Source organism: Hymenobacter psychrophilus, from assembly GCF_900107135.1.
Lineage (GTDB): Bacteria > Bacteroidota > Bacteroidia > Cytophagales > Hymenobacteraceae > Hymenobacter > Hymenobacter psychrophilus.
In genome coordinates this window covers 206,375-232,449 of the sequence record NZ_FNOV01000006.1, presented here as the reverse complement: position 1 = coordinate 232,449, position 26,075 = coordinate 206,375, and the positions used below count along the sequence as shown (strand labels likewise).

The window sequence follows — 26,075 nt, the reverse complement described above, 5'->3', positions numbered from 1 at the left end:
CGGCTGCGCAACCAGCATACCTTCTTATATTTAATTTACCCTGTATGATTCGTTTGCTGCCGCTGTCGGGCAATGTGGAGCCGGCCATGCGTGAGTTGGGCTGGGACTGGGCTGTGGAAGAAGCCTGCGCCGCTTACCTGGCGCCCGAGGCGTTGGCCGTGTCGGAAGCCGAGGCCGAAACGCTGCTGCAGGCCGCCGACACGCTCTACGAGATGCTGGTGGAGTCCATCCCCGACCCGATTCCCGACGATTTTCTGCGCCAGCTGGGCATCCCGCTCAACCTCTGGGAAGCCGTGCGCCACTCCTGGAACGATGACCGGCACTGGCACATCTACGGCCGCTTCGATTTAGCCGACACTCCCGAAGGTCCCAAGCTGGTGGAGTTCAATGCCGACACCGCTACCAGCATCCCCGAAACGGCCGTGGTGCAGTGGGCCAGCCTGATGGCTGCCGGCCGCCCCGCCCACGAGCGGCAGGCCAACGGTCTGTTTGAGGGCCTGGAAGCCCAGCTGCGCCATTGGCGCGAGCTGAACCCCGATCTGGACGCCCACCTACTGCTGGTACACTTGCCCGATAGTGCCGAGGACGAAACCAACTGCGCCGTACTGGCCGAGGCGGCCCGCGCCGCCGGCTTCGGCACGGCCCACATGTGCGGCGTAGATGCCATGCGCGTATCCGTGCAGGGCGAGGAGCGCGGCGTTTGGGCCGAAGTGGGCCCCGACCAGTGGCAGCGCTTCGATTTCCTGTTCAAGCTGGTGCCCTGGGAGCTGCTGGCCGACGAGGAGCCAGCCCTCACCGCCGACCTCACCCAGCTGCTGCTCACCCGCGACGTCATCATTGGCAACCCCGCCTACACGCTACTGTTCCAGAGCAAGGCCCTACTGGCTCACCTCTGGGACACGTTTCCGCACCACCCGCTGCTGGTGGAAGCCAGCCTGCGCAACATGCAGGGCCATCACGTCCGTAAGCCTCTGTTTGGGCGCGAAGGCCAGAACCTAACCGAAATGGATGGCATTAGCACCCGTCAGGAGGAGCCCGGCGAGTTCGGCAACCAGCCCCAGGTACGCCAGCGCTGGCTCGACTTCCCGACCGATACCCAGGGCCGCCGCTATCAGGCGGGCGTATTCTGGGCCGGCGAGGCCTGCGCCCTCAGCTACCGCCGCGACCCGGGCATCATCACCAACCTCTCCGAGTTCGTGCCCCACATTCTGACGGCCTGAAGTTTTAAGCTGTTAGCTGAGAGCTATTAGCTGTTAGCTTGACCGTCTGGTATCCCAACAAAAGAAGGGCCCTACCACGCTTGAACGGCCGTAACAACGGCTCGTCTTTGCATGATAAGGCCCTCTTTTTATTAGGCGGTCAGCTAATAGCTAACAGCTCTCAGCTAACAGCTTTATTTCGCGTCGTACATCCGCTGGTAGTATTCGGTAGCCATGCGGCCTGATTCGAATTCGGGCTCCACGTCGCGCATGGCGGCTTTGCGCATGGCCAGGAACTTAGCGGGCTGGTCGTAGTAGAGCGGGATGATGGTGTTTTCGAGGGCGTCGAGGATGCCGGTGGCTTCGAGGTCGTCTTTCTCGTTTTCGGAGGCGTTGAGGTCGGCCAGCGGCAGCAGGAAGCTGTTTTCGCCGTCGCGGGCGAATTCCGGAATCCAGCCATCGGGGATGCTCAGGCTGATGCTGCCGTTCATGGCGGCCGTCATGCCGCTGGTGCCCGAGGCCTCGCGGGGGAAGCGCGGCGTGTTCAGCCAGATATCGGAACCCTTCTTCATGGTCGCCGACAGCGCCAGCTCGTAGCCCGTGAGGACGGCGCAGGTATTGAAGTGGCGGGTTTTATCGATGAGGCTGTTGAAGATGGCAATGGCCCCGAAATCTTTGGGGTATGGTTTGCCAGCCCAGATAACCTGCAGGGGCCGGCCGGTGTCGGTAACCAGCTGCTGGAACCGCTCGAAGTGGCGCAGAATCAGGTCGGCGCGCTTGTAGCCGGCAAAGCGGCGAGCCCATACCAGCGTGAGGGCGTCGGGGTCGAGCAGCTTGCCGGTCTGGTCGGCCACGAGGTTGAAAAGGCGCTTCTTCAGCTCGCGCTTGCGGGCTTGCAGGGCCTCATCGTTGTTGGCTTCCAGGGCTTCGTGCAGCTTTTCATCGCGCCAGTAAGTGCCGTTCTGCGAGTTGGTAATGGCAATGATGGGGCAGATGCCCTGGTTGGTGCCCCACATTTCGTTGGCCACTTTGCCGTGCACCTTCGACACGCCGTTGCTGATGCGGGCGAAGCGCAGGGCCGTGAGCGTGTAGTTGACCCGCTCGTTTTCCACGATGCCCAGGTCGCGCACTTCGCCCAGCGTCAGCCGGCCAAAAAACGACATCTTGTAGAGCAGCTCCAGCGGGTGCTCCTCGTTGCCGGCCAGCTCGGGCGTGTGGGTGGTAAACACGAGGTGCTCGCGCACTTTGGCCCGGTCGCGGCCGAACTTCTCGTGCAGGAAGAAAGCCAGTGGCAGGCCGTGGCCCTCGTTGAGGTGATACACCTCCGTATGGCGGTTGAGCACATCGAGCAGCTTGCCGCCGCCTACGCCCAGCAGAATGCTTTGGGCCACGCGGGTGGCCGTATCGCCGTCGTAGAGGTGGTGGGAGATGGTGCGCGAGAGGTAGTCGTTTTCCGGAATATCGGTGGTCAGGAAAAACATCGGGGCCGTGCCGAAGGTCTCGGGGGCCAGGTAAAGGGCGCGCACCTGCACCTGGGCGTCGTGGATGGTAATAGGGAAGGTGATGCCGGTGTCCTGCAGGAAGCTGTAGTGCTTGCGGTGGAACTCGGCCCGCATGGTCTGGTCCTCGTTACGGCCCTGGTCGTAGTAGCCGTAGCTCCACAGAATGCTGATGCCGATGACGTTCTGCTTGAGCTCATAGACTGAGCGCATGTGCGAGCCGGCCAGAAAGCCCAGGCCACCGGAGTAGGTTTTCAGGGCCTGATCGAGGGCGAATTCCATGGAGAAATACGCGGCCGGGGTGGCAAACTCGGGAGCGGGGGTATAGAAGGAGAGGTCGAAAGCCATGCGGGCAGAAATTGCGGGTAAAGAGAAAGGCCGAGGCCGGGCGGCGTAGCCAGGCCAACGGACACCCAAAAAAACGAGAAAAGATCTGCCCGATGCGCCCATGCATCTCCTTAATGGCCCGGATGCTAACCAGCCACCGATACTAGCTAAGCGGGCACCAGTACCCCCGCCCGAATCTTGCCGGCCGGGCCATCCGCAACGGCATCAGGTACTTGAGACCAGCCGGAAGGCGCGGGTTGGAGTAGCCGCCGCCCGCCGCCAAGTGCCTTATTGCCCGGTATAGTAACCTGGTGTGGCCCCGTATGGTAAGGCAGCATGCGTATTCATCAACACATCATCATTTTGGCCGCCCGAAACAGTAGCGCGGCGGGCGGGTGAGGGCGTACTTTGTCTATTCCGTTCCTCATTCCCACCCCGCATATGCTCGCTTTCCGATTCCTGCCCCTGCTGGCCGGTGTACTGCTGGCCGTAGCCGCCCCCGCGCTGGCCGCCCCGGCTCCCGCTGCCCCTACCGAAACAACCGCCGCCAAAACGGCCGCCATCCAGCGCATCGACCCCACGTTCTGGTGGGTGGGCATGAAGAACCCCAAGCTGCAGCTGCTCGTGCACGGCCCCGGCCTGCGGGCAGCCACGGCCACGCTGCGCACCTACCCCGGCGTAACGCTGGATGGCGTGCAACAGCTGGCCAGCCCCAATTACCTGCTGCTCAACCTCACTATCAGCCCCACGGCCCGGCCCGGCAAGCTGCAACTGGAATTCCAGGGCAACAAGAAATTTAGCTACGCCTACGAGCTGCGGGAGCGTACCACGCCCCAGGACAAAAGCAAGGTGCAGGGTCTCAGCCAGCAGGATTTCATCTACTTCCTGATGCCAGACCGCTTCTCGAACGGCGACCCGAAGAACGACTACGTGGCCTCCATGCGCGCCCCTAAAGCGGCCCGCGACTCGATGTACGCCCGCCACGGCGGCGACCTGCAGGGCATAGAAAACCACTTCGACTACTTCAAGAGCCTGGGTGTAACGGCCCTCTGGCTGACGCCGGTGGTGGAAAACGACATGCCCAAAGCCAGCTACCACGGCTACGCCCTCACCGACTACTACAACACCGACCGCCGCTACGGCACCACCGAGCAATACCGGCAGTTTGTGGAGCGTGCCCATCAGAACGGGCTGAAAGTGGTCCACGACGTGGTGCTCAACCACATGGGCTCGGGCAACTACCTATTCCTCGACCAGCCCGCCCCCGACTGGTTCAACCAGTGGCCCCGCTTCACGCGCAGCAACTACAACGCCTCGGCCCTCAACGACCCCTACGGCTCGGCCCTCGACCGCAAGCTGTATAACCAGGGCTGGTTCGATACCACGATGCCCGACGTGAACCAGCGCAACCCGCTGGTGGCCACCTATCTGATTCAGAACTTTTTGTGGTGGGTGGAATACACCGGTCTCGACGCCTACCGCATCGATACCTACCCGTACTCCGACCCCAATTTCCTGATGCAGTGGGGCCAGGCGCTGAACGACGAGTTTCCGAATCTGTTCAAGTTCGGCGAAGCCTGGGTGGGCAGCACGGCCCAGCAGGCCTTCTTCGCCCGCAACATCTTCCAGCCCGTCGATGGGTTCAAGTCGAACTTGGAATCGGTGTTCGATTTTCAGTCGCAGGGCGCTATTCATGACGCGCTACGGGGCGACCAGCCCAACCTGAACCGGGTGTACGAGGCCCTGCAGGGCGACTGGATGTACGAGGACGCCAGCCGCAACGTCACCTTCCTCGACAACCACGACATGAGCCGCTTTTACTCGGTGATAGGGGAGGACTTCGCCAAGTACAAAATGGGCCTGGCCTGGCTGCTGACCATGCGCGGCATTCCGCAGCTCTACTACGGCACCGAGGTGCTGATGAAGAACTTTTCGAACCCCGACGGCAAAGTGCGCGAGGACTTCCCGGGCGGCTTTGCGGGCGATAAGCAGACCTACTTTACGGCGGCCGGCCGCACGGGCCAGGCCGGCGAGGCCTTCGAGTACGTGCGCAAGCTGGCCAACTACCGGAAAGACCACGCCTTTGTGCACAGCGGCCGGCTTATGCAGTTCATCCCCCAGGACGGGGTGTATACCTACTTCCGCTACTCGCCGGCCGGCACCCTGATGGTGCTGCTCAACGGCAACCCGGGCGAGAAAACCGTGGACGGCACCCGATTTGCGGAGCGCACCGGCGGCTTTAGCTCGGGCGTGGAAGTAACCACCGGTGCCACGCTGCCCAACCTGACATCGTTCACGATTCCGGGCAAAACGGCCTGGGTGGTGGAATTGCGCTAGATTGGTTTCCGGTTGTTTTCTTACTGCTATGAAGTACCTCCACTTGGCCGCTTTGCTGGCCCTCACCAGCTGCGCCGCCAACCAGCCCGCCACCGCGCCCACTACCACCCCCGCGCCGCCGACTTTCCCCATGACCACCACCGACCCCAATACCACCGACGAAACGCCTCAGGACCACAAGCTGGTAATTTACCAGCTGATGACCCGCCTGTTCGGCAATAAAACGGCCGTAAATAAGCCCTACGGTACCGCGCAGGAAAACGGCGTCGGTAAGTTCAACGACATCAACGACCAGGCGCTGCAGGCTATTAAGGGCCTGGGGGTGAGCCACGTGTGGTACACCGGCGTACTCGACCATGCCACGCTGACCGACTATGCCCGCTACGGCATTCCGGCCGACGATGCCGACGTGGTAAAGGGCCGGGCCGGCTCGCCCTACGCCATCAAGGACTACTACGACGTGGCCCCCGACCTGGCCGTGGACGTGCCCAACCGCCTGCGCGAGTTTGAGGCCCTGGTAAAACGCACCCACGCCAATGGCCTCAAGGTTATTATCGACTTCATTCCCAACCATGTAGCCCGCAGCTATAAGTCGGATGCCAGGCCGGCGGGCGTGGTGGATTTGGGCGAGCAGGACGATAAAAGCCAGGCTTTCCGGCCCGACAACAACTTCTACTACCTGCCCGGCCAGCCTTTCGTAGTGCCGGCCGACTACAACCCGCTGGGGGCTGTGAAAGCACCCCACGAGGACGGTAAGTACCAGGAAAACCCCGCCAAAGCTACCGGCAACGACGTTTTTTCGGCCGCCCCGAGCGTCAACGACTGGTTCGAAACCATCAAGCTCAATTACGGTATCGATTACCAGAACGGCCGCCAGCCGCACTTCGAGCCCGTGCCGGATACGTGGCATAAAATGCGCGATATTCTGGTGTTCTGGGCCCGCAAAGATGTGGACGCTTTCCGCTGCGACATGGCCGAGATGGTGCCGGTCGAGTTCTGGGCCTGGGTGATTCCGGAGCTGAAAAAGGTGAAGCCCGGCCTGCTGTTTATCGGCGAAGCCTACGACGCCAAAACCTACCAGATGTACATTGAGCGCGGCGGTTTCGACTACCTCTACGACAAGGTGGGCCTCTACGATGGCCTGCGCCGCCTGACCCGCGACGAAGGCAGCACCCGCGACATCACCCGCGTGTGGAGTGAGGAAAGCCGCGGTTTTGGTGGCCACATGCTGCGCTTTTTGGAAAACCACGACGAGCAGCGCATTGCCAGCAAGGACTTTGCCGGCAACCCCCGCGCCGCCCTGCCGGCCATGACGGTTTCGGCCACGCTGGGTACCGGCCCGGTTATGCTTTACTTTGGGCAGGACGTGGGCGAGCCGGCCCACGGCTCGGAGGGCTTCTCGGGCGAGGACGGCCGCACGACCATTTTCGACTACTGGGGTGTGCCCGAGCACCAGAAATGGCTGAACGGCGGCAGGTTCGATGGCGGCCTGCTCAGCCCCGAGCAGCAGCAGCTGCACGCGTTTTATGTGCGCCTGCTCACGCTTTCAGGCCAGCGCGAAGCCATCCGGAAAGGCTACTTCTATGAGCTGCAAAGCACGTTTGCCAGCACTGCGCCCGGCTACAATACCGAGCGCGTGTACGCCTACCTGCGCTACACCGGGCGCGAAAAGCTGCTGGTAGTCGTCAATTTCAGCCCCAGCCAAGCCTGCCAGCTGCCCCTGAGCCTGCCCGCCGCCGTGCTGGAGCGCCTGGGCATGCCCGCCGGCCAGCCGCTCCGCTACACCGATTTACTGGGCGACGCCGGCACCGTGCCAGGCGGCACCACCGTTACGCTGGCCCCACAAAGCAGCCATATCTTTGAAATCAAGTAGCGCGATAAGAGCGGATATAGAGGTTGAGCTGAACGTCCATCTCACTTCCACCTTATCGCACTTCATTGCTGCTTCCCGCCTCTCCGTTCTCACTTCTCACTTCCCAAAAAATGGCTTCCCCCACCGCCACAGTTTCGGCCGACACCCGCGACAAGCCCCGCATGAGCTTCTGGCAAATCTGGAACATGAGCTTCGGCTTTCTGGGTATCCAGTTCGGCTTCGAGCTGCAGAACTCCAACGTGAGCCGCATTTTTGAAACGCTGGGCGCCAGCAAAGACGACCTGCCGCTGCTCTGGATTGCCGCCCCGCTCACCGGCCTGCTCGTGCAGCCCATCATCGGCTATTTTTCCGACCGCACCTGGCACCCTACTTGGGGCCGCCGACGACCGTTCTTTTTCTTGGGTGCGGTGCTGGCTACGCTCTCGTTGTTTATTATGCCCAATTCGGGGTCGCTGCTGATAGCGGCCGGGATGCTGTGGGTGATGGATGCGAGTATCAATATTTCGATGGAACCGTTCCGGGCCTTTGTCGGCGACCTGTTGCCTAACAACCAGCGGACTACGGGTTTTGCGACCCAAAGTTTTTTTATTGGCGTGGGCTCGGTAATCGCGGCCGGGCTGCCGTGGGTGTTCACCAACCTGTTCGATATTGCCAACACGGCCCCGCAGGGCCAGATTCCACCCTCCGTGAAATATGCGTTTTACGCGGGCGGCGTGGCGTTCTTTTTGGCCGTGATGTACACCGTGCTCACCACCCGCGAGTACCCGCCGGCCGACATGGCCGAGTTTGAGCGCGAAAAAGCCGGCACCCGGGTATTCGACGGGTTGAAAGAGTCGTTTATGGGCATTTTCCATATGCCCAAGGCCATGCAACAGCTAGCCGTGGTGCAGCTTTTCACTTGGTTTGCCCTGTTTGCCATGTGGATTTACTCCACCAACGCCATCACCAGCAACATCTACGACATGCACGTAGACAACCAGCTGTTTGCCAAAATCGAGCAGCGGGTGCAGGCGGCCTCCGCTTCCGTAAAAGACGTGGCGGCCAAAAGCTTCTTCGACCTGAGCGCCGCCACGACTACTGAGATGCAAGCCAAGGAGCTCACTGCACTCCGCAACGATTTGGCCGATATCAACCGCTTTCAGTCCGGCAGCCCCGACAAGGTGATAACCACCAACCTGGCGGGTTATGCGCTGAAGAGCACTGATTTTACCCCCGCCGAAGTTGCTACGCTCACCCGGGTGCAGCAACAGTACAACGACGGGGCCGACTGGCTGGGCATTTGCTCGTCGGTGCGCAACGGCGTGGCCGCCCTGTTCGCTTTCCTGCTGCCGGTACTGGCCCGCCGCACCAGTCGCCGCTTCACGCACATGCTGTGCCTAGTAGTGGGTGGCTTAGGCCTGATTTCCCTGCGCTTTGTGGATACGCCGGCCCTGTTGGCTGTGGCCATGGGGTTGGTGGGTATTGCCTGGGCCAGCATTCTGTCGATGCCCTACGCCATGCTGGCCGGCGCGCTGCCGGCCAACCGCATGGGCTACTATATGGGCGTATTCAACTTTTTCATCGTCATTCCGCAGATTGTAGCGGCTACGGTACTAGGCTTCCTCACCATCCACCTGTTCAGCGGCAATACCCTCTCGGTACTGGTGCTGGGCGGAGTTACGATGGTTATTGGCGGCCTGCTCACGCTGCGCGTCGATGACGCCGACGATATCCGGCTGGTTTCAGCCGAGCCTGTGGCTTTGCCGGGCGGTGGCTACGACGCTCCTGTAGAAACCGATCCGCGGCTGTGAGTTGGCGCGGCCTAACCAGCCGGCAACGCAGTAAATAAGTAAGGGCCTTGGCCAGAGAAGAAGATTCGTTGTTACGGTCTGCTTCTCCGGCCAAGGCCCTTTTTTTGCGCGCAATGGCAGCACGGTTTCGTCCGGCGGCCGAGCCGCTCAAGTCCTCATGCACCCAGCCACTGGTAGGCGGGCGTTTCTTCCACAAATACCTGGAACTCCAAGCCACTGGTGGCGCCTGCATTCATTTCCTGCAGGCGGCTGGCCAGCATGTCGGCGTGGTAGGGGGTGGTGAAGTAGGCAATGCGGCAGGCTACGCCGGGTAGCGCCGCCCGCAACTCGGCCCGGAAGTCGTGCAGTATCCAGCGCAGGTCGGCGGGGTCGGCCAGGCCGCGGCTGCGCAGATCGATGAGCCAGCGGCCGGCCTGCACGGGCTGGGCCACACGCAGCGCCTGCTGGTAGCCGGCGCGGTGTTCAGCCGGCGTGGCGGGCCGCGTCCAGCGCATAATCAGCAGGTGCAGGTCGGGGCGGTAGGAGATGAGGACGTAATCGGCAGCAGACATCAGCAGGAATAAGGCAGGCGGCAAAGATACGCCTGGGGCACATGTAGACTATATGAACAACCGAGTACGCCCATTGGCCAATGCAACGCGGGCAGTTAGGGGTTCGTCCTTCGCTGCGTATCTTCCGGCTCCAATCCACCCCACTCCATTTCCGCTAATTTATGACGCGCAACCACCTGTTGCTGCTGGGCCTCGGCGCCACGCTATCGATTCAGCCCGCGCTGGCCCAGAAAAAAACCACGCCCACTACCAAGTCTAAAACTATGGCCGCTCCGATGATGGGCGGGGCCAGACTGGTGGAGAAAGTAACCCAGAAGCCTGGCGAACTGGTAATTCCGTACGAAAAGTACGTGCTCCCCAACGGCCTGACGGTAGTTGTCACCGAGGACCACTCCGACCCGCTGGTGCACGTCGATGTAACCTACCACGTAGGTTCGGCCCGCGAGCAGATTGGCAAGTCGGGCTTTGCCCACTTCTTCGAGCACATGATGTTCCAGGGCTCCGACAACGTGGGCGACGAGCAGCACTTTAAGCTGGTAACCGCCGCCGGCGGCACGCTCAATGGTAGCACCAACCGCGACCGGACCAACTACTACGAAACCGTGCCGAGCAACCAGCTCGAAACCGCGCTCTGGCTCGAAGCCGACCGCATGGGTTTCCTGCTCGATGCCGTAACCCAGCAGAAGTTCGAGGTGCAGCGTTCGACCGTGAAAAACGAGCGGGGCCAGAACTACGACAACCGCCCCTACGGCCTGGCTTCCGAAAACGTCTCGAAGACGCTCTACCCCTATGGCCACCCCTATAGCTGGCTCACCATTGGCTACCTCGAAGACCTGGACCGCTCCAACGTCGACGACCTGAAGAACTTTTTCATGCGCTGGTACGGCCCCAACAACGCCACGCTCACGGTGGGCGGCGACGTGAAGGCTGCCGACGTTGTGATGCTGGCTGCCAAGTACTTCGGCTCCATTCCGAAGGGCCCTGCCGTGGCCGCCCAGAAGCTGGCGGCCCCCGTGCTGGCCCAGGACCGCTACGTGAGCTACCAGGACAACGTGCGCTTCCCGATGCTGCAGGTGGTATTCCCGACCGTACCCGCCGGCCACCCCGACGAGTACGCGCTCGACGCGCTGGCCGAAATCATTGGGCAGGGCAAGAACTCGCTGCTCTACAAGAACCTCATCAAGTCCCAGCGTGCCGTGCAGGCCCAGGCCTACAACTCCAGCTCGGAGCTGGCCGGTGAGTTTACCATGGTGATGCTGCCCTTCCCCGGCAAAACCCTCGATAGCCTCGAAATGATAGCCCGCGGCTCGCTGGCCGAGTTTGAGCGCACCGGCGCCACGGCCGAGCAGGTGGCCCGCTTCAAGTCGAGCACCGAGGCGCAGGTGGTGAACAGCCTGGCCAGCGTGAGCGGCAAGGTGAGCCAGCTGGCCGCCAACCAAACCTACTACAACAACCCCAACCGCCTGCCCCTGGAGCTCAAGCAGCTACGGGCCGTAACGCCGGCCGATGTGAACCGGGTGTACAACCAGTATATCAAAGGAAAGCATGCCGTGGTGCTGAGCGTGGTACCCAAGAGCGGCGCTATCCCCCCCCTGAAGCCCGACAACTTCACTGCTTCGAAAGACGGCTACCAAGCCCCCAACTACGGTTACGAGGGTCTCGCCTACACCAAGCCCACCGATAACTTCGACCGCACCAAGCAGCCGAAGGGCGGGGCCGCGCCGCTGGTGCAGGTGCCCGTGGTGTGGCAGAGCAAGCTCGATAACGGCCTGCGCCTGATGGGCAACCGTAACACCGAAATTCCGACTGCCACCATGCTGCTGACCATGCGCGGCGGCCGCCGCCTGGAGCAGATGGACCGTAATAAGGCCGGCATTGCCGCCCTCACGGCCGCGATGATGAACGAGGGTACTGAAAAATACACTTCGGAGCAGTTCAGCTCGGAGCTCGACAAGCTCGGCAGCGCCATCCGGGTAGGTGCCGGCGACGACAACACGACCGTGTACGTGCAGAGCCTGACCAAGAACCTGCCTGCCACCATGGCCCTGCTCGAGCAGCGCCTCATGCACCCGCGCTTCGATGAGGCGGATTTCGCCCGCCTCAAGAAGCAAGCCCTCGAAGGCATTGCCAACCAGGTAACCCAGCCGGTAGTTATTGCCAACAACACCTTCGACCGGCTGGTGTACAACCCGGCCGACATCATGAGCGTGCCGTCGAGCGGCACGGCCGCCACGGTCGGCAGCCTCACGCTCGACGACGTGAAGAAGTTCTACCAGGACTACTACGCGCCCAACGTAAGCTACCTCGTGGCTACCGGCGACGTTGACCAGGCTACGCTGACCAAGCAACTGGGCTTCCTTAAGGGCTGGCAGCAGAAGCAGATTAGCCTGCCGGCCGGCGAAAAGGCCACCCAGCCCGAAAAAACGCGCATTTACTTCGTGAACAAGGAAGGCGCGGCGCAGTCGGAAATCCGGGTGGGCTACCTCTCGCCCCTCACCTACGACGCCACCGGCGACTACTACCGCGCTTACCTGAGCAACTACCTGCTGGGCGGCGCCTTCAACTCGCGCATCAACCTGAACCTGCGCGAGGACAAAGGCTACACCTACGGTGCCCGCTCGGGCTTCCAGGGCACCCGCTACGCCGGTCCGTACACCGCTTCGGCCGGCGTGCGCGCCGATGCCACGGCGGCTTCGGTGAAGGAGTTTATGTCGGAAATCAAGGGCTACCGCAACGGTATTACCGACGAGGAGTTGCAGTTCCTGCAGGCTTCGGTGGGCCAGAGCGACGCGTTGCGCTACGAAACCGGCCAGCAGAAGGCCGCCTTTCTGAGCCGCCTCGTGGAGTATGACCTGCCGCTGGACTACGTGAAGCAGCAGAGCGAGATTCTCAACAACCTCAAGAAGGAGGACGTGCAGGGCATTGCCCAGAAGTATCTGCCCGCCGATAACATGTACATCGTGGTCGTGGGCGACCGGACCAAGGCCTTCCCCGGCCTCTCGGAGCTGGGCTACGAGGTAGTGGAGCTCGACAACGACGGCAACCGCGTAACTGCTACTGCTACCTCCGTGCCCACACCCGCGGCAATGGCCCCCGGCATGGACGTGGAGAAGATGAAAGTGGTGACCAAAAGCGCCAAGGGCAAAAAGGAGAAGACGAAGTCCAAGCGCGACAAGGACAAAGATTAGTTCTTAGCTTGTGACTAACTAAAACGGCCCGGTTCGCATTGTGCGAACCGGGCCGTTTTAGGTAACGACGACTGTTAGTATGGTTGAACGTCATTCTGAGCGGAGCGAAGAATCTCGCGTGCTGACGTTAGGGTTAGTAACTCAACGTCAGCACGCGAGATTCTTCGCTGCGCTCTGAATGACGTTCAGCTTACAACTCCTTGCGCAGCCTTGCCACTGGAATGTTGAGCTGCTCGCGGTACTTGGCCACCGTGCGGCGGGCAATGTTGTAGCCCCGGGCGTTCAGCATCTTCTCCAGCTTATCGTCGGAGAGGGGCTTCTTTTTCTGCTCGCCCTCGATGATTTCCTTGAGGATGTATTTCACCTCGCGCGAGCTGGCATCTTCACCCGAATCGGTGGCAATGCCTTCGGAGAAGAAGTACTTGAGCGGGTAGATGCCGAACTCCGTCTGCACGGCTTTCGAGTTGGCCACCCGGCTCACGGTGCTGATGTCCATGCTGATTTCCAGGGCAATATCCTTCAAAATCATGGGGCGCAGCTTGCTTTCGTCGCCCTCCTCGAAGAACTCGCGCTGGTAGCGCACAATAGCGTCCATGGTGCGCAGCAGCGTGTTCTGGCGCTGCCGGATGGCGTCGATAAACCACTTGGCCGAGTCGAGCTTCTGCTTGACGAACGTCACGGCCTCCTTCATCTTCTTATCCTTCTTCGACGCCTTGTCGTAGGCCCGGAACATCTCGGTGTAGGCCGGCGACACGCGCAGCTCGGGGGCGTTGCGGGTGTTGAGCGTGAGGTTGAACTGGCCGTTATCGTGGCTGAGCAGGAAGTCGGGGATGATGTACTGGATTTTGCCGCCGCCCACCGGGCCACTGCCGCCGGGCTTGGGGTTTAGCTTAAGAATGAGGCCGATAGCCTCCTTTATTTCGTCGTCTTCGAGGTCGAGCTTCTGCTGAATCCGCTGGTAGTGCTTTTTGGTAAACTCCTCGTAGGTGTCCTGCAGAATGCGCTCGGCATTTTCAATAGCTTCGTCCTGGGGCCGACGCTCCAGCTGCAGCAACAGGCATTCCTGCAGGTCGCGGGCGCCAATACCGGCCGGATCGAAGGTTTGCACCACGTGCAGCACGCCTTCCACTTCGGGCACGCTCACCTCCAGGTTCTGCGAGAAAGCCAGGTCGTTGGCAATGGCCGATAAGTCGCGCCGGATGTAGCCGTCGCCATCGATGGAACCGATGAGCTGGCGGCCGATGATTTGCTGCCGCTCGTCGAGGCCCGAAAAGCCGAGCTGGCTGAGCAGGTTGTCCATGAGCGAGCCGCTGGTGTCGGCCAGAGGCATTTCGCGGCCGTCGTCGTCCTCGCCGGGGCCGTCGCCCTGCATTTTGTAGCCGGCTATTTCGTCGTCGTTGAGGTAGTCGCTCAAGTCAAGGTCTTCCGACTCCGAACTTGATTCTGGGGCCTCGGTCGGCTCCTCCTTCACGGGCAACTCTACTTCGGGCTGCTCGTCGCGCTGGTCGGCGTCGTAGTCCTCGTCGAGCGTGTTGTCGGGGTTATCGAGGGCCGCGTCGGGGTCGTCGAAGTCGTCGTCCGCGTCATCGTCGCCGCTGTCGAGGTCGTCGAACTCGTCTTCGGGCTCGTCCTCGCCTTCTTCCAAGGCCGGATTCACCTCTAGCTCCTCCTTGATGCGCGCCTCCAACTCGGCCGTCGGAATCTGGAGCAGTTTGATGAATTGAATCTGTTGGGGGCTCAGCTTCTGCGAAAGAAGCTGCTTCATGTCCAGTCGTTGCATACGCTAAAAACGGTACGCCCCGCCGGGTTACGAAACGGGGAGGTAAAGCCAAATATAGGCCTTTCTGTACTTGAGTTGGGCCGAAAAAGTTGGGATATATCGTGGAGCGGTGCCTCGTTTCCCTGGCTTAGATACGGAGGCTCCGTCTCTGCCGGTTCTGGTAGCCAGGGCGGATTAGCGCCCGGCGGGAACTGCGGCTGGTTCGGACCAGGACAAAGTGGCGCTTCGCCCTACATTTCTACCTTTGCAGACAACTTACGACTCCGACCATGTCCGACCTCCGAAAAACCAGCGTGCAGGACCTGCTGCGCAGCACCGACCTCGACCGCGAGGTGCTGGTGAAAGGCTGGGTGCGCACCCGCCGCGGCAACAAATACGTGCAGTTCATCGCCCTCAACGACGGCTCGGGCTTCAACTCCATTCAGGTGGTAGCCAACGCCGAGCAGTTTCCGGAGGAAAAGCTGCGGGCCGACGGCGTGGAAAACGGCGCCGCCGTGGCCGTGCGCGGCCGGTTGGTGGCCTCGCAGGGCAAGGGCCAGGCCGTCGAAATTCAGGCCGACGAAATTACGGTCTACGGCTCGGCCGATACCACCACCTATCCACTGCAGAAGAAGGGCCACACGCTCGAATTCCTGCGCGGCATTGCCCACCTGCGCCCCCGTACCAACACGTTCGGGGCCATCCTGCGCATCCGGCACGCCATGGCCTTCGCCGTGCATCAGTACTTCAACGACCACGGCTTCTACTACGTCCACACGCCCATCGTGACGGGCTCCGACGCCGAGGGTGCTGGCCAGATGTTCCGCGTAACCACGCTGCCCGACCAGAACCCGCCCCTGACCGAGGACAAAGCCGGCGTGGATTACGCGCAGGATTTCTTCGGTAAGCAGACCAACCTCACCGTATCGGGGCAGTTGGAGGCCGAGGTGGCCGCCATGGCCCTAGGCAAGGTGTACACGTTCGGCCCCACGTTCCGGGCCGAGAATTCCAACACCGCCCGCCACCTGGCCGAGTTCTGGATGATTGAGCCCGAAGTGGCCTTCAACGACCTGCAGGACAACATGGACCTGGCCGAGGACTTCCTCAAGAGCCTCGTGCGCTACGCCCTGGCCCACTGCGAGGATGACCTCAAGTTCCTCAACGAGCAGTACGACAAGGAGTTGCTCACCCGCCTGCAGTTCGTGGTCGACAACGATTTCCAGCGCCTGACCTACACCGAGGCCGTCGAAATCCTCAAGAAAGCCAAGCAGAAGTTCGAGTTCCCGGTAGATTGGGGCACCGACCTGCAGAGCGAGCATGAGCGCTACCTGGTAGAGAAGCACTTCAAGAAGCCCGTTATCCTGACCGATTACCCTAAGGATATCAAGGCCTTCTACATGAAGCTCAACGACGACGGCCAGACCGTGCGCGCCATGGATGTGCTCTTCCCCGGCATCGGCGAAATCATCGGCGGCTCGCAGCGCGAGGAAGACCTGACCAAGCTGAAGGACCGCATGGCCGCCATGCAGGTGCACGAGCAGGACCTGTGGTGGTACCTGGAGCTGCGCCAGTACGGCACCGCGCCGCACGCCGGCTTCGGCCTGGGCTTCGAGCGCCTCATCCTCTTCATCACCGGCATGGCCAACATCCGCGACGTGATACCGTTTCCGCGGTTTCCGGGCAGCGCGGAGTTTTAATCTATATATAGCGTGAAGACTCTCTCAGTCACAGATGAAGAAGTAGAAAAAATATTACTTCTTGAAGAAGGTCATTTCCTGGATGTAAAGTCTAAGGAGATAAAACCTGCTAAGCTTACAAAAACAATTGCTGCCTTCGCTAATGCGGAGGGAGGTGAGCTATACATTGGCATTAGAGAAGATAAAAATTTAAATAAAAACTTTTGGGAAGGATTCCCGCGAATAGAAGATATAAATGGACATCTACAAGCATTTGAGATGCTTTTTCCTCTAGGGGATGGATTCGAATATTCATTTTTGAATAATGTAAAACAAGAAGGATACATACTTAAAGTTGATATTTCTAAGTCAGGTTCGATAAAAAAATCGTCTGATGGTCAGGTGTACGTAAGAAGAGGCGCGCAAAATTTGCCTTATACTGATGAAAAAGACGTCAAACGCCTAGAGCGTAATAAAGGAATTACATCTTTTGAAATAGAAACTATTAATGCTGACATAGATACGATAACAAATTCTCTTTCCGTTTATGAATTTATGTATGAGGTCATTCCTCATTCTGAACCAGAATCCTGGCTCAGAAAACAACAATTAATTCGCAATAACAAGCCAGTTGTTGCAGGGATAATTTTATATTCGGATGAGCCTCAATCTATTCTGGCAAAACGCTGTGGCTTGAAAGTCTATAGATACAAAACATCTGACGATGAGGGAACCAGAGCGGCTTTAGATTTTGATCCAATATCAATAGATGGAAATGCTTATATTCAGATACAAAATGCATTACAAAAAACAGTTAATGTAATTCAATCCGTAAGAGTATCTACAGCTGCTGGTCTGGAATACGTCACTTACCCTGAAACTGCTTTGCACGAAATAATCACTAATGCAGTATTGCATAGGGATTATAGTATTTCTGATGATATACATATACGTATATTCGACAACAGAGTAGAAGTGATTAGTCCAGGCACTTTACCGGCTCATATCACTACAGAAAATATTTTGTCTGAAAGATTCGCAAGAAATGGTATTATCGTCAGACTTATAAACAAATTCCCAAACCCTCCTAATAAAGATGTTGGTGAAGGCCTGAATACAGCATTCACTGCAATGAGAGAGATGAAATTAAAGCCTCCTTTAATTTTACAGGAGGGGAATTATGTCAAAGTAAGTCTGAAGCACGAAAAGCTTGCTACTCCTCAAGAGCTTATTTTGGATTTTCTAAAATCAAACTATAGTATCAACAACAAAATTGCTAGGGAAATATGCTACATAGGATCTGAAAACCAAATGAAGAGAGTATTGCAACTAATGGTCAAGAAAAATCTTATAGAATTAATTCCAGGTACAACTCGCTACAACGCAGCATATAGAATGCCGCAAAGCACAAATAATAATCTTAGTGTGTTACCTCTTTTTGGTTCCTAAAAACAAACAAAATGATAGTTTAATCTATTGCCTAATTTCCTCTATTAGCGACTCCGCAATTCCTTCAATATCTGGTTATTTAGCAATATTTATATCAGCGACTGTCTTTGTTTTAAAGAGCAGCTGCTACTGTTTCCAGGCTGATATAATTAGTCCACTTAGTAACACCTTCCATACTACACACCTTTTGCCCCTTCTCTGACGATGCTGCTGGTGCTTCTGTTGTGGCTGTGGGTGGCGGGCGTGAGCTACGGGCTGGGCCACGCGCTGGCGGGGCCCCGGCTGGCTCCCACGCTGCCGCCCGAGCTGCGGCTGGCGGTAGGGCTGGCGGGCCTGAGCTGGCTGCTGGCGCTGCTGTCGTTTGGGTTGAGCATTGGGCCGGGGGTGCAGTTGGGTCTGACTGCGGCAGCGGTGGGCTACGGATTCTGGTGCTTGCTAAAGGCGCCAGCGGTGGTTCGGCAAACGTGGTGGGTTGAGTTACGGGCCTCGTGGCAGGAGCCGGGCTGGTTGGGTGCCGTGGCACTGGCCTTGGTGTTCGGGGCGCTGCTGCTGCTGCACGCCGCGCAGATGCCCATTCTCTCGGATACCGGCTTGTACCACGCCCAAACGGTGCAGTGGCTGCAAACCTACCCGGTGGTGCCGGGCCTGGGCAATTTGCACGGCCGGCTGGCCTTCAACTCGCATCTGCACCTGCTCACGGGTTTTTTCAGTGCCCGCGCCAACGGCCCCTGGGCTTCGCTGGGGCAGCAGGCAGCGAGCAGCTTCTGGTTCGTGCTGCTCATTAGTTACGCCGCCCGGCAGTTGGCCCGGCCCCGGCCGGCGGCGGTGCTGGCCGTGTACGGCGGGCTCAGCTTGGTTTTCGTTTTCATTGCTTTTCGCCCCTGGATTTCGTCGCCCATGCCCGACAGCGGCGTGACCATTCTCACGCTGCTCGTGCTGGGCTGGCTGCTGGAAAAGCTGCTGGCCCCCGGTGGCTCGGTGCAACTGAGCCGGGCCGAAGCCGGGTTGCTGGTGGCGCTGCTGGCCACGGCCGTAACGTATAAAGCTTCGGCCGGCTACCTGGCGCTGCCGCTGGGCTTCGCGCTGTGGCGGCTGCGGCCGACCAATCTTTCGATGCCGCGCCTTGTAGGGTTGGCCTGCCTGATCGGGGCTTTAGTCGCCCTGCCCTGGCTGGGGCGCAACGTGGTATTGTCGGGCTACCCGGTGTACCCGCTGGCACCCTGGGCCGCATTGCCTCTCGACTGGACCGTGCCCGCCACCCAGGCCGTCGCCGACCTGCTGGAAATCCGCTACTTCGCCCGGTGGCCGGCCGGCGACTGGGTTACCGGTGGCCACCAGCCAGCCCTGGCCTGGGTACCGTTCTGGTGGCGGCAGCAAGCTCCTCACGATCAGGTTCTGGCTCTGATTATAGTTGCATTGGCGCTGCTGTTGGCCCTGCGGCAGCTGTTGAGCCCGGCCCGGCAGCAGCGGTCTGCCACCGTCCTGTTTGGCCTGCTGCTGGCCTGCTGCGGGCTGTGGTTTGCGGCTGCCCCGGCCTTCCGGTTTGGCTACGGTTACCTGATTGGGGCCGCAGCGGTGGGGGCGGCGCTACTGGCGGGCGGCTTACCCGGTGACCCCTGGCTGCGGCGGGCTGTGCTGGCGCTGGCACTGGTGTATGGCCTCAACGGCCTGCGCCACGAAATCGGCGCGTTCAGCCCGGCCACCTGGTTTCGGCCGGCTCCTTATGCCGCGTTGCCCATTGCCTCCACCCGCCTTGAAGGCCGCCCCGTGCGGCTGGGCATCCGGGGCTCCGGCTTCCGCTGCAATAATTGCCCCCTGCCCTGCGCTGCCGGCCGCCTGCCGCCCGATCTGCATTGGCGCGGCCCCCGCATCAGCCAGGGTTTCCGCCGCGGGCTGGAGTGAGGATAGTAGTTGGCGACGCTCATTTGCAAAGCGTTATCCGAATTACCGGGCGCATTGCCGACTTCTGTCAGCAGGCAGACTCAGCAGTAATTCCGCAACTCCTTGTCATCCACGGCCAGCAGGTTGTCCAGCCGCAGCTCGAAGCCATCGGCCAGGCGCAGGTACTCCACTTTGTCCTGGATGAACAAATCCTGAATGATGCCGTGGTAGGTGCTGGGCGGCGTGTCGGGCTCGGTGCGGTAGGTGAGGGTGCAGGGCTGGCCGGTGGTGGCGCGGGCCTCCAACTCGTCGTAGAAGGAGCAGCTGATGGGTTGGTAGGGAGCAGACATGGCAGAAACAGCTTGATGATTCCTGCTTGTACGCGCCGCTAGGCCTGCAGGATGAGTGGGACGAGGCCGTTGTAAACCAGGCAGCTTTTATAACCTGCCTCAGCTTCGGCGCGTTGGCATAAGCAGCCATCCTTCACCTGCTGCCATGCCTTCTGAAATAAACCTCGCCCCCGCCGACGCCCTCCGGGACGGCGAAATGCGCACCTACCCCGCCACCCCCGAAACCGAAGTGCTGCTGGTGCGCCGCCAGGGGCAATACCGGGCCCTGGCCGCCCGCTGCCCGCACTACGGGGCTCCGCTCGAAAAAGGCCGCATCATCAACGACCAAATCGTTTGCCCCTGGCACCACGCCTGCTTCCGGGTGGATGATGGCCACCTGTGCCAGCCCCCGGCCCTCGACGACCTGCCCACCTACCCCGTGCGCGTGGCCGACGGCCGCGTGTGGGTAACGCTACCCCGTCACCCCACCGCGTCCGCCGAAAGTCCCGACGCTACGCCCACGGCCCTGGTGGGCGGTAACCCGCCGGCGCCCGACCGCGCCGCGCCCGACCAGCGCACCTTCGTGATTGTGGGCGCTGGGGCGGCCGGGCAGTTTGCCGCCCAGACGCTACGCGCTGAGGGTTTCGGGGGCCGCCTCGTACTGGTCGGCGCCGATCCGGCCGCGCCCTACGACCGCACCAAGCTCAGCAAGGCTTATCTGGTTGGCAAGGCCGATAAATCGGCCCTGCCGCTGCGTAAGCCCGCTTTCTACGAACAGCACCAAATCGAGGTCCTGACCGATACCCGCGCCACCGGCCTGAACCTGGCCGACCAACTACTGACGCTAACCGGCCGCGACCCACTGCGCTATGATAAGCTGTTGCTGGCCCCGGGTAGCCAGCCCAATACCCTGCCGAAGCTGCCCGGCCACGAGCTGGCCGGCGTGCTGCCCCTGCGTACGGCCCAGGATGCAACCCGGATTCGGGAAGCTGCCGCCGCCGCTCGGCACGTAATTATCATCGGCAGCAGTTTTATTGGCATGGAAGCCGCCGCCAGCCTGGCCGCCGAAAACGAGGCGCAGGCTACCCAGGAACGGCGCGTTACGGTGCTTGCGCGCGATAAAGAGCCGTTCGAAAAGTCATTGGGCCCAAAAATCGGGGCGATGTTCCGCAACCTGCACCGCCGCCACGGCGTGCGGTTCAAGGCGGAAGTGGAAGTTGAGGCCCTGGAGGGTGAAAACGGCCGCGTAACGGCCGTGCGCCTGGCCTCAGGCCAGCGCCTGCCCGCCGACCTGGTGGTGCTGGGCGTGGGTGTGCAGCCCACTACCGGGTTTCTGGCTGAGGCCTTCGAACTGGACAAAGATGGCGGCCTGCGCGTAGACAGCCACCTGCAGGCGGCCGAAAACGTGTACGCGGCCGGCGACGCGGCCCGCTTCCCGCTGGCGGCGGGCCTGGGCCAGCACCGCATTGAGCATTGGCGGCTGGCCCAGCAGCACGGCGCCTGCGCCGCCCGCAACATGCTGGGCCAGGAAGTAGCCTTTGCCGAGGTGCCCTTCTTCTGGACTCAACAGTACGGCAAGAGCCTGCGCTACGCCGGCCACGCCCCCGAGTGGGACGAAATCATCTTCCACGGCGACGTGCGCCGCCAGAATTTCCTGGCCCTCTATGCCCACCGCAACCGCCTGATAGCCGCTGCCGGCATGGGCCGCGACGACGACATGATGATAATTGAGGCGCTGTTCCGCCACGACCAGATGCCCACGCCCACCGCTGCCCGCCGCAAAACGGATTGGGCAAAGCTGCTGGGGCGCTAAAATTTCAGGTAGCTCAAATGCATCCGTAGCTACTTAACGCAATGGGTCGGCCTCTCCTCCGAGAAACCGACCCATTGCGTTAAGTAACTACGGAAAGCTAGTGCTTACCTTTACCGTGCCCTTTGCCCTTATCATGGCCCTTGTGGCCTTTGTCCTGCTCCACGTACACTGGCGAGCCGGCCGGCACCACATATACGGCGCGGACTTTTTTGGCCTGGCCGGGCGGCATACCTTGCGGATGGCCTTGCTTAGGATATTTTACCCGGTGCTCCTGAACGAGCACCCAGGGCTGAGCGCCTACATAGTTGATAACGACCGGGTGAAAGGAACTGGTGGAATAACCGTTGATGGTCTTCAGCTTTTTCCATTTGCCATCGCGCCGCACAATGTACTGCTGGTCGCGCAGGTCATAATATCCTCCCGTTTCCGGGATGTAGTAGTACTGCGTACCCGCCGGCACGGCCGGCCCCCAACTGGGTGGGTTTACATTGATGGTTACCTGGGCTTGGCTCGGCAGACTAAAAGCGGCTATAGAGGCCGTCAGCACAGCCGTAAGCAGGAATTTGGAAGAAGAATGCATGCGGTTGGAGTAGGATGATACAAGGGAAAAGCACCGCCGGAATGGGATGCCGTCCGGGCCCCGTTGCCGATAGCCCGAATTATAGCTAGCCAGTTGGCAAAAATGGAACCAACTTAGTTTTGTTCGCGGCAGGCCACTCGGCACCGGGTTATAGTTGGGCCGGGCTAAAGCAAAATAGCTGGCCGGGCAATCAGAGGCAGCATGCGCGGTGCATCCGCCCGCCCACAGACTGGCTATTACTGCCTGGATGGAGAAGTTTGGGCCATCGGGCACAAACGGGCGGCTTCGGCTGTTATGCCCCATCCGATAGGCTGCCTCTGGCGGGCCCGTCGGCGAAACTGCCTGACTGAAAAGCTATTCGCATTAGCCATCGGGCCGCGTTTCCCTTACCTTTGCAGACTTATCCGCTCCGCTGCCGCATGGCCAAAAAAACGACTGTCGCTCTCGCTCCTTCCGCTACCAAAACCGCTCCGGCTGCTAAGGCCAAGCGGGCCGCTACAACGGCTACTACCACCGAAAAGGCCCCCCCAGTATCTTCGGCTAAAAAGGCTTCAACCAAGGAGGCGCCGGCCAAAGCCACGCCCGCCCAAGCACCCCGCGCGGCCCGTTCGGGCAAGGCGACCAGTGCCAGCCCACCCAGCCCCGGCACTGTATCGGTGGCCGCTGCCGTGGCCGATGGCAACGGGCACCACAGCACGGCCGCCGTGCAGGCGGTGCCCCGGAGCGAGGTAGTGAGCGAAACCATCGTCGAAAACCGTAACGCCATTGGTGGGCAACTGCTGGGCCCGGCCGATTTGGAAGCTCCCTACATTGAGGTGTACGGCGCCCGGGAGCACAACCTCAAGAACGTGTCGGTGCAGATTCCGCGGGGACGGCTGGTGGTGTTTACCGGCATTTCGGGTTCGGGCAAGTCGTCGTTGGCGTTCGACACGATTTACGCCGAGGGCCAGCGGCGGTACATGGAAACGTTTTCGGCTTACGCGCGCTCCTTCATGGGCGGGCTGGAGCGGCCCGACGTGGACAAAATTGAGGGCCTCTCGCCGGTTATCAGCATCGAGCAGAAAACCACTTCGCGCAACCCCCGCTCCACGGTGGGCACCATCACCGAGATTTACGACTTTCTGCGCCTGTTCTACGCCCGCACGGCCGAGGCCTTCAGCTACGCCACGGGCCAGAAGATGATTCGGCAGAGCGACGACCAAATTATCAACTACATCTTGGGCGAGTACGACGGGCGCAAGCTGGTGGTGCTGGCCCCGGTGGTGAAGGGCCGCAAAGGCCACTACCGCGAGCTGTTTCAGCAGGTGGCCAAGCTGGGCTTTACCAAGGTGCGGGTGGATGGCGAGCTGCTCGACCTGACGCCCAAGATGCAGGTCGACCGCTACAAAATCCACGACATCGAAATCGTGATTGACCGGCTCGTGGTGAAGGAGGACGACCGGTTCCGGCTCTCGGGCTCGGTGCAGAACGCCCTTACCCAGGGCAAGGGCACCATGCTCGTGCTCGACCCCGACAGCAAGAAGAAGGATAACACCCAGTTCTTCTCGCGCTTCCTGATGGACCCGGCCACCGGCATTGCCTACGACGATCCGGCGCCCAACACGTTCAGCTTCAACTCGCCCTACGGCGCCTGCCCTACCTGCAACGGTCTGGGCCAGGTGCAGGAAATAACCGAGGAAACGGTGCTGCCCGACCTCAAGCTCCCTATCAGCCGCGGCGGTATTGCGCCGTTGGGGGAGTACCGCGACATCTGGATTTTCCAGCAGCTGGGCCAGATTCTCAAGCGCAACAAGGCCAGCCTGAGCACGCCGCTGCAAAAACTGGCTCCCGAACTGCTCCAGCACCTGCTCTACGGCATCTCGGAAGAGGAAGCTGAGGACGCCAAGCAGCCCGGCTACGCCGAGCCGTTCGAAGGCATTATCCCGTTTTTGCGCCGCCAGATGGACTCCGAGTCGGACAACATTCGGGAGTGGATTCAGCAGTACACCCAGGCCCAGGAGTGCCCCGAGTGCCACGGCTACCGCCTCAAAAAGGAAAGCCTGCACTTCAAAATCGATAGCAAGCACATCGGCGAGCTGGCCGTACTAGACCTGAATGAGCTGGCCGACTGGTTCGTGGGGCTGGAAGACCGCCTCTCGGAGCGCCAGAACCTGATTGCCCGCGAGCTGCTCAAGGAAATCCGCAAGCGCATCGGCTTCCTGCTCGAAGTGGGCCTCGACTACCTGAACCTGCACCGCTCGGTGCGCACCCTTTCGGGTGGCGAAAGCCAACGCATCCGGCTGGCCACCCAAATCGGCACCCAGCTCGTGGGCGTGCTCTACATCATGGACGAGCCCAGCATCGGCCTGCACCAGCGCGACAACGAGCGGCTGATAAAGGCCCTGCAACACCTGCGCGACCTGGGCAATTCGGTGATTGTGGTGGAGCACGACAAGGACATGATTATGCACGCCGACCACGTGCTCGACATCGGCCCCGGCGCGGGCATCCACGGCGGCCACATCGTGGCCCAGGGCACGCCCACCGAGATTTTCAGCTCCGGTTCGCTCACCTCGCAGTACCTGAGCGGGGCCAAGCACATCGAGCTGCGCAAGAAAAAGCGCAAGGGCGAAGGCAACGAGCTGGTGCTACGCGGCGCGAAAGGGCATAACCTTAAGAACGTAACGGCCAAGTTCCCACTGGGCAAGCTGGTGGCCGTCACGGGCGTGTCGGGCTCGGGCAAGTCCAGCCTGATTCATGACACGTTGTACCCCATTCTCAACCAGCACTTTTTCAAGGCCAAGCGCGAGCCGCTGGCTTACGATAAGCTAGAGGGCCTGGAGTTTATTGACAAGGTGATTGAGGTGGACCAGTCGCCGATTGGCCGCACGCCGCGCTCAAATCCCGCCACCTATACCGGCGTGTTCACCGAAATTCGGCAGCTGTTCGCCAACCTGCCCGAGTCGAAAATCCGGGGTTATGGGCCGGGCCGCTTCTCGTTCAACGTGCGCGGTGGGCGCTGCGAAACCTGCGAGGGAGCCGGCATTCGCACCATCGAAATGAACTTCCTGCCCGATGTGCATGTGCCCTGCGAAACCTGTAAAGGCCGCCGTTACAACCGCGAAACGCTGGAGGTGCGCTTCAAGGGCAAGTCCATCACCGACGTGCTCGACATGACGGTGGAAAAAGCGGTGGAGTTCTTCGAGTTCCAGCCCCGCATCCTGCGCAAAATCCAGACCCTGCACGAAGTGGGCCTGGGCTACCTCACACTAGGCCAGCAGGCCACCACGCTTTCGGGCGGCGAGGCCCAACGCGTGAAGCTGGCCACCGAGCTGAGCAAGAAGGACACCGGCAAAACGTTCTACATTCTCGACGAGCCCACCACCGGCCTGCACTTCGAAGACATCAACCACCTGGCCGTAGTCCTGCACAAGCTCGCCGACAAGGGCAACACCGTCCTAATAATAGAGCACAACCTCGACCTGATTAAGGTGGCCGACTACCTCATCGACATCGGCCCCGAAGGCGGCGGTGGCGGCGGCCACATTGTGGCCCAGGGCACGCCCGAGGCCGTAGCCAAGGCCGGCAAGGGTCACACGGCCCGTTTCCTGGCCGAGGAGCTGCGCACGAGCAAGTACGCGGAGGCGTAATAAATGCTGATTTTTAGCTCTAGAGGGCCGGTCACTACAAGGTGGCCGGCCTTTTTGCTTACAGGTAGCGATACGGCTGCCAAGACAACATTTAGCTGTTTCAATTGAAAGTTCGGCAACAACCATGGTGTCTGGTTGCCTTCCTAACCTGAGTGAGTACTCACCTTTAAATAAATTTCTATTGCTGAATATTTG

General features: G+C 60.5%; 15 protein-coding genes. 10 read left to right on the top strand and 5 right to left on the bottom strand.

The window, feature by feature from the left end; translation table 11 throughout:
• Window positions 1–44: 44 nt before the first annotated feature.
• Window positions 45–1,220: a glutathionylspermidine synthase family protein gene (locus BLW21_RS10975; RefSeq protein ID WP_092739930.1), complete on the top strand. Its 1,176-nt coding sequence runs from the start codon at window positions 45–47 to the stop codon at window positions 1,218–1,220.
• Window positions 1,221–1,393: 173 nt separating this feature from the next.
• Here BLW21_RS10975 and glgP read toward each other — a convergent pair whose 3' ends face one another.
• A complete protein-coding gene (gene glgP, locus BLW21_RS10970) occupies window positions 1,394–3,046 on the bottom strand; it encodes an alpha-glucan family phosphorylase (protein WP_092739928.1) in 1,653 nt (550 codons plus the stop codon).
• A 420-nt stretch (window positions 3,047–3,466) separates the two neighbouring features.
• On the opposite strand from glgP, the gene BLW21_RS10965 reads away from it, so the two are divergent.
• From BLW21_RS10965 to BLW21_RS21835, 3 genes are all read left to right on the top strand, one after another.
• Window positions 3,467–5,362 carry a glycoside hydrolase family 13 protein gene (locus BLW21_RS10965; protein ID WP_092739926.1) on the top strand — a complete coding sequence of 632 codons (1,896 nt, stop codon included), beginning with the start codon at window positions 3,467–3,469 and terminating at the stop codon, window positions 5,360–5,362.
• A gap of 28 nt (window positions 5,363–5,390) precedes the next feature.
• A complete protein-coding gene (locus BLW21_RS10960; RefSeq protein WP_092739924.1) occupies window positions 5,391–7,235 on the top strand; it encodes an alpha-amylase family glycosyl hydrolase in 1,845 nt (614 codons plus the stop codon).
• Window positions 7,236–7,345: 110 nt separating this feature from the next.
• On the top strand, window positions 7,346–9,025 hold the full coding sequence (locus BLW21_RS21835; protein ID WP_092739922.1) for an MFS transporter: 1,680 nt from the start codon (window positions 7,346–7,348) through the stop codon (window positions 9,023–9,025).
• Between the two features lie 155 nt (window positions 9,026–9,180).
• On the opposite strand, the gene BLW21_RS10950 is transcribed toward BLW21_RS21835, so the two are convergent.
• The gene (locus BLW21_RS10950; RefSeq protein WP_092739920.1) at window positions 9,181–9,576 is read right to left on the bottom strand and encodes a hypothetical protein; all 396 of its coding nucleotides are present in this window, start codon (window positions 9,574–9,576) and stop codon (window positions 9,181–9,183) included.
• A gap of 161 nt (window positions 9,577–9,737) precedes the next feature.
• Between BLW21_RS10950 and BLW21_RS10945 the strand changes: the two genes are divergently transcribed.
• Window positions 9,738–12,764, top strand: a complete 3,027-nt coding sequence (locus tag BLW21_RS10945) for a M16 family metallopeptidase (protein WP_092739918.1) — start codon at window positions 9,738–9,740, stop codon at window positions 12,762–12,764.
• A gap of 190 nt (window positions 12,765–12,954) precedes the next feature.
• Here the strand turns inward: BLW21_RS10945 and rpoN are convergent, their stop codons facing one another.
• Window positions 12,955–14,544 carry an RNA polymerase factor sigma-54 gene (gene rpoN, locus BLW21_RS10940; protein ID WP_092739917.1) on the bottom strand — a complete coding sequence of 530 codons (1,590 nt, stop codon included), beginning with the start codon at window positions 14,542–14,544 and terminating at the stop codon, window positions 12,955–12,957.
• Window positions 14,545–14,813: 269 nt separating this feature from the next.
• Between rpoN and asnS the strand changes: the two genes are divergently transcribed.
• From asnS to BLW21_RS10925, 3 genes are all read left to right on the top strand, one after another.
• Window positions 14,814–16,220, top strand: coding sequence for an asparagine--tRNA ligase (gene asnS / locus BLW21_RS10935; RefSeq protein WP_092739915.1), 1,407 nt, complete (start codon window positions 14,814–14,816; stop codon window positions 16,218–16,220).
• Window positions 16,221–16,232: 12 nt separating this feature from the next.
• Complete coding sequence (locus tag BLW21_RS10930) at window positions 16,233–17,648, top strand: ATP-binding protein (protein WP_217633856.1); 1,416 nt, start codon at window positions 16,233–16,235, stop codon at window positions 17,646–17,648.
• Window positions 17,649–17,852: 204 nt separating this feature from the next.
• A complete protein-coding gene (locus BLW21_RS10925) occupies window positions 17,853–19,550 on the top strand; it encodes a DUF8201 family protein (protein ID WP_092739913.1) in 1,698 nt (565 codons plus the stop codon).
• 80 nt (window positions 19,551–19,630) lie between these two features.
• Here the strand turns inward: BLW21_RS10925 and BLW21_RS10920 are convergent, their stop codons facing one another.
• Entirely contained in the window at window positions 19,631–19,879 is a 249-nt protein-coding gene (locus tag BLW21_RS10920) for a hypothetical protein (RefSeq protein WP_092739911.1), read from the bottom strand.
• Between the two features lie 145 nt (window positions 19,880–20,024).
• Between BLW21_RS10920 and BLW21_RS10915 the strand changes: the two genes are divergently transcribed.
• On the top strand, window positions 20,025–21,671 hold the full coding sequence (locus tag BLW21_RS10915; RefSeq protein ID WP_092739909.1) for an FAD-dependent oxidoreductase: 1,647 nt from the start codon (window positions 20,025–20,027) through the stop codon (window positions 21,669–21,671).
• A 97-nt stretch (window positions 21,672–21,768) separates the two neighbouring features.
• Here BLW21_RS10915 and BLW21_RS10910 read toward each other — a convergent pair whose 3' ends face one another.
• Window positions 21,769–22,251, bottom strand: coding sequence for a YajG family lipoprotein (locus tag BLW21_RS10910; RefSeq protein ID WP_092739907.1), 483 nt, complete (start codon window positions 22,249–22,251; stop codon window positions 21,769–21,771).
• A 419-nt stretch (window positions 22,252–22,670) separates the two neighbouring features.
• Between BLW21_RS10910 and uvrA the strand changes: the two genes are divergently transcribed.
• Entirely contained in the window at window positions 22,671–25,880 is a 3,210-nt protein-coding gene (gene uvrA, locus BLW21_RS10905) for an excinuclease ABC subunit UvrA (protein ID WP_092739905.1), read from the top strand.
• Window positions 25,881–26,075 lie beyond the last annotated feature (195 nt).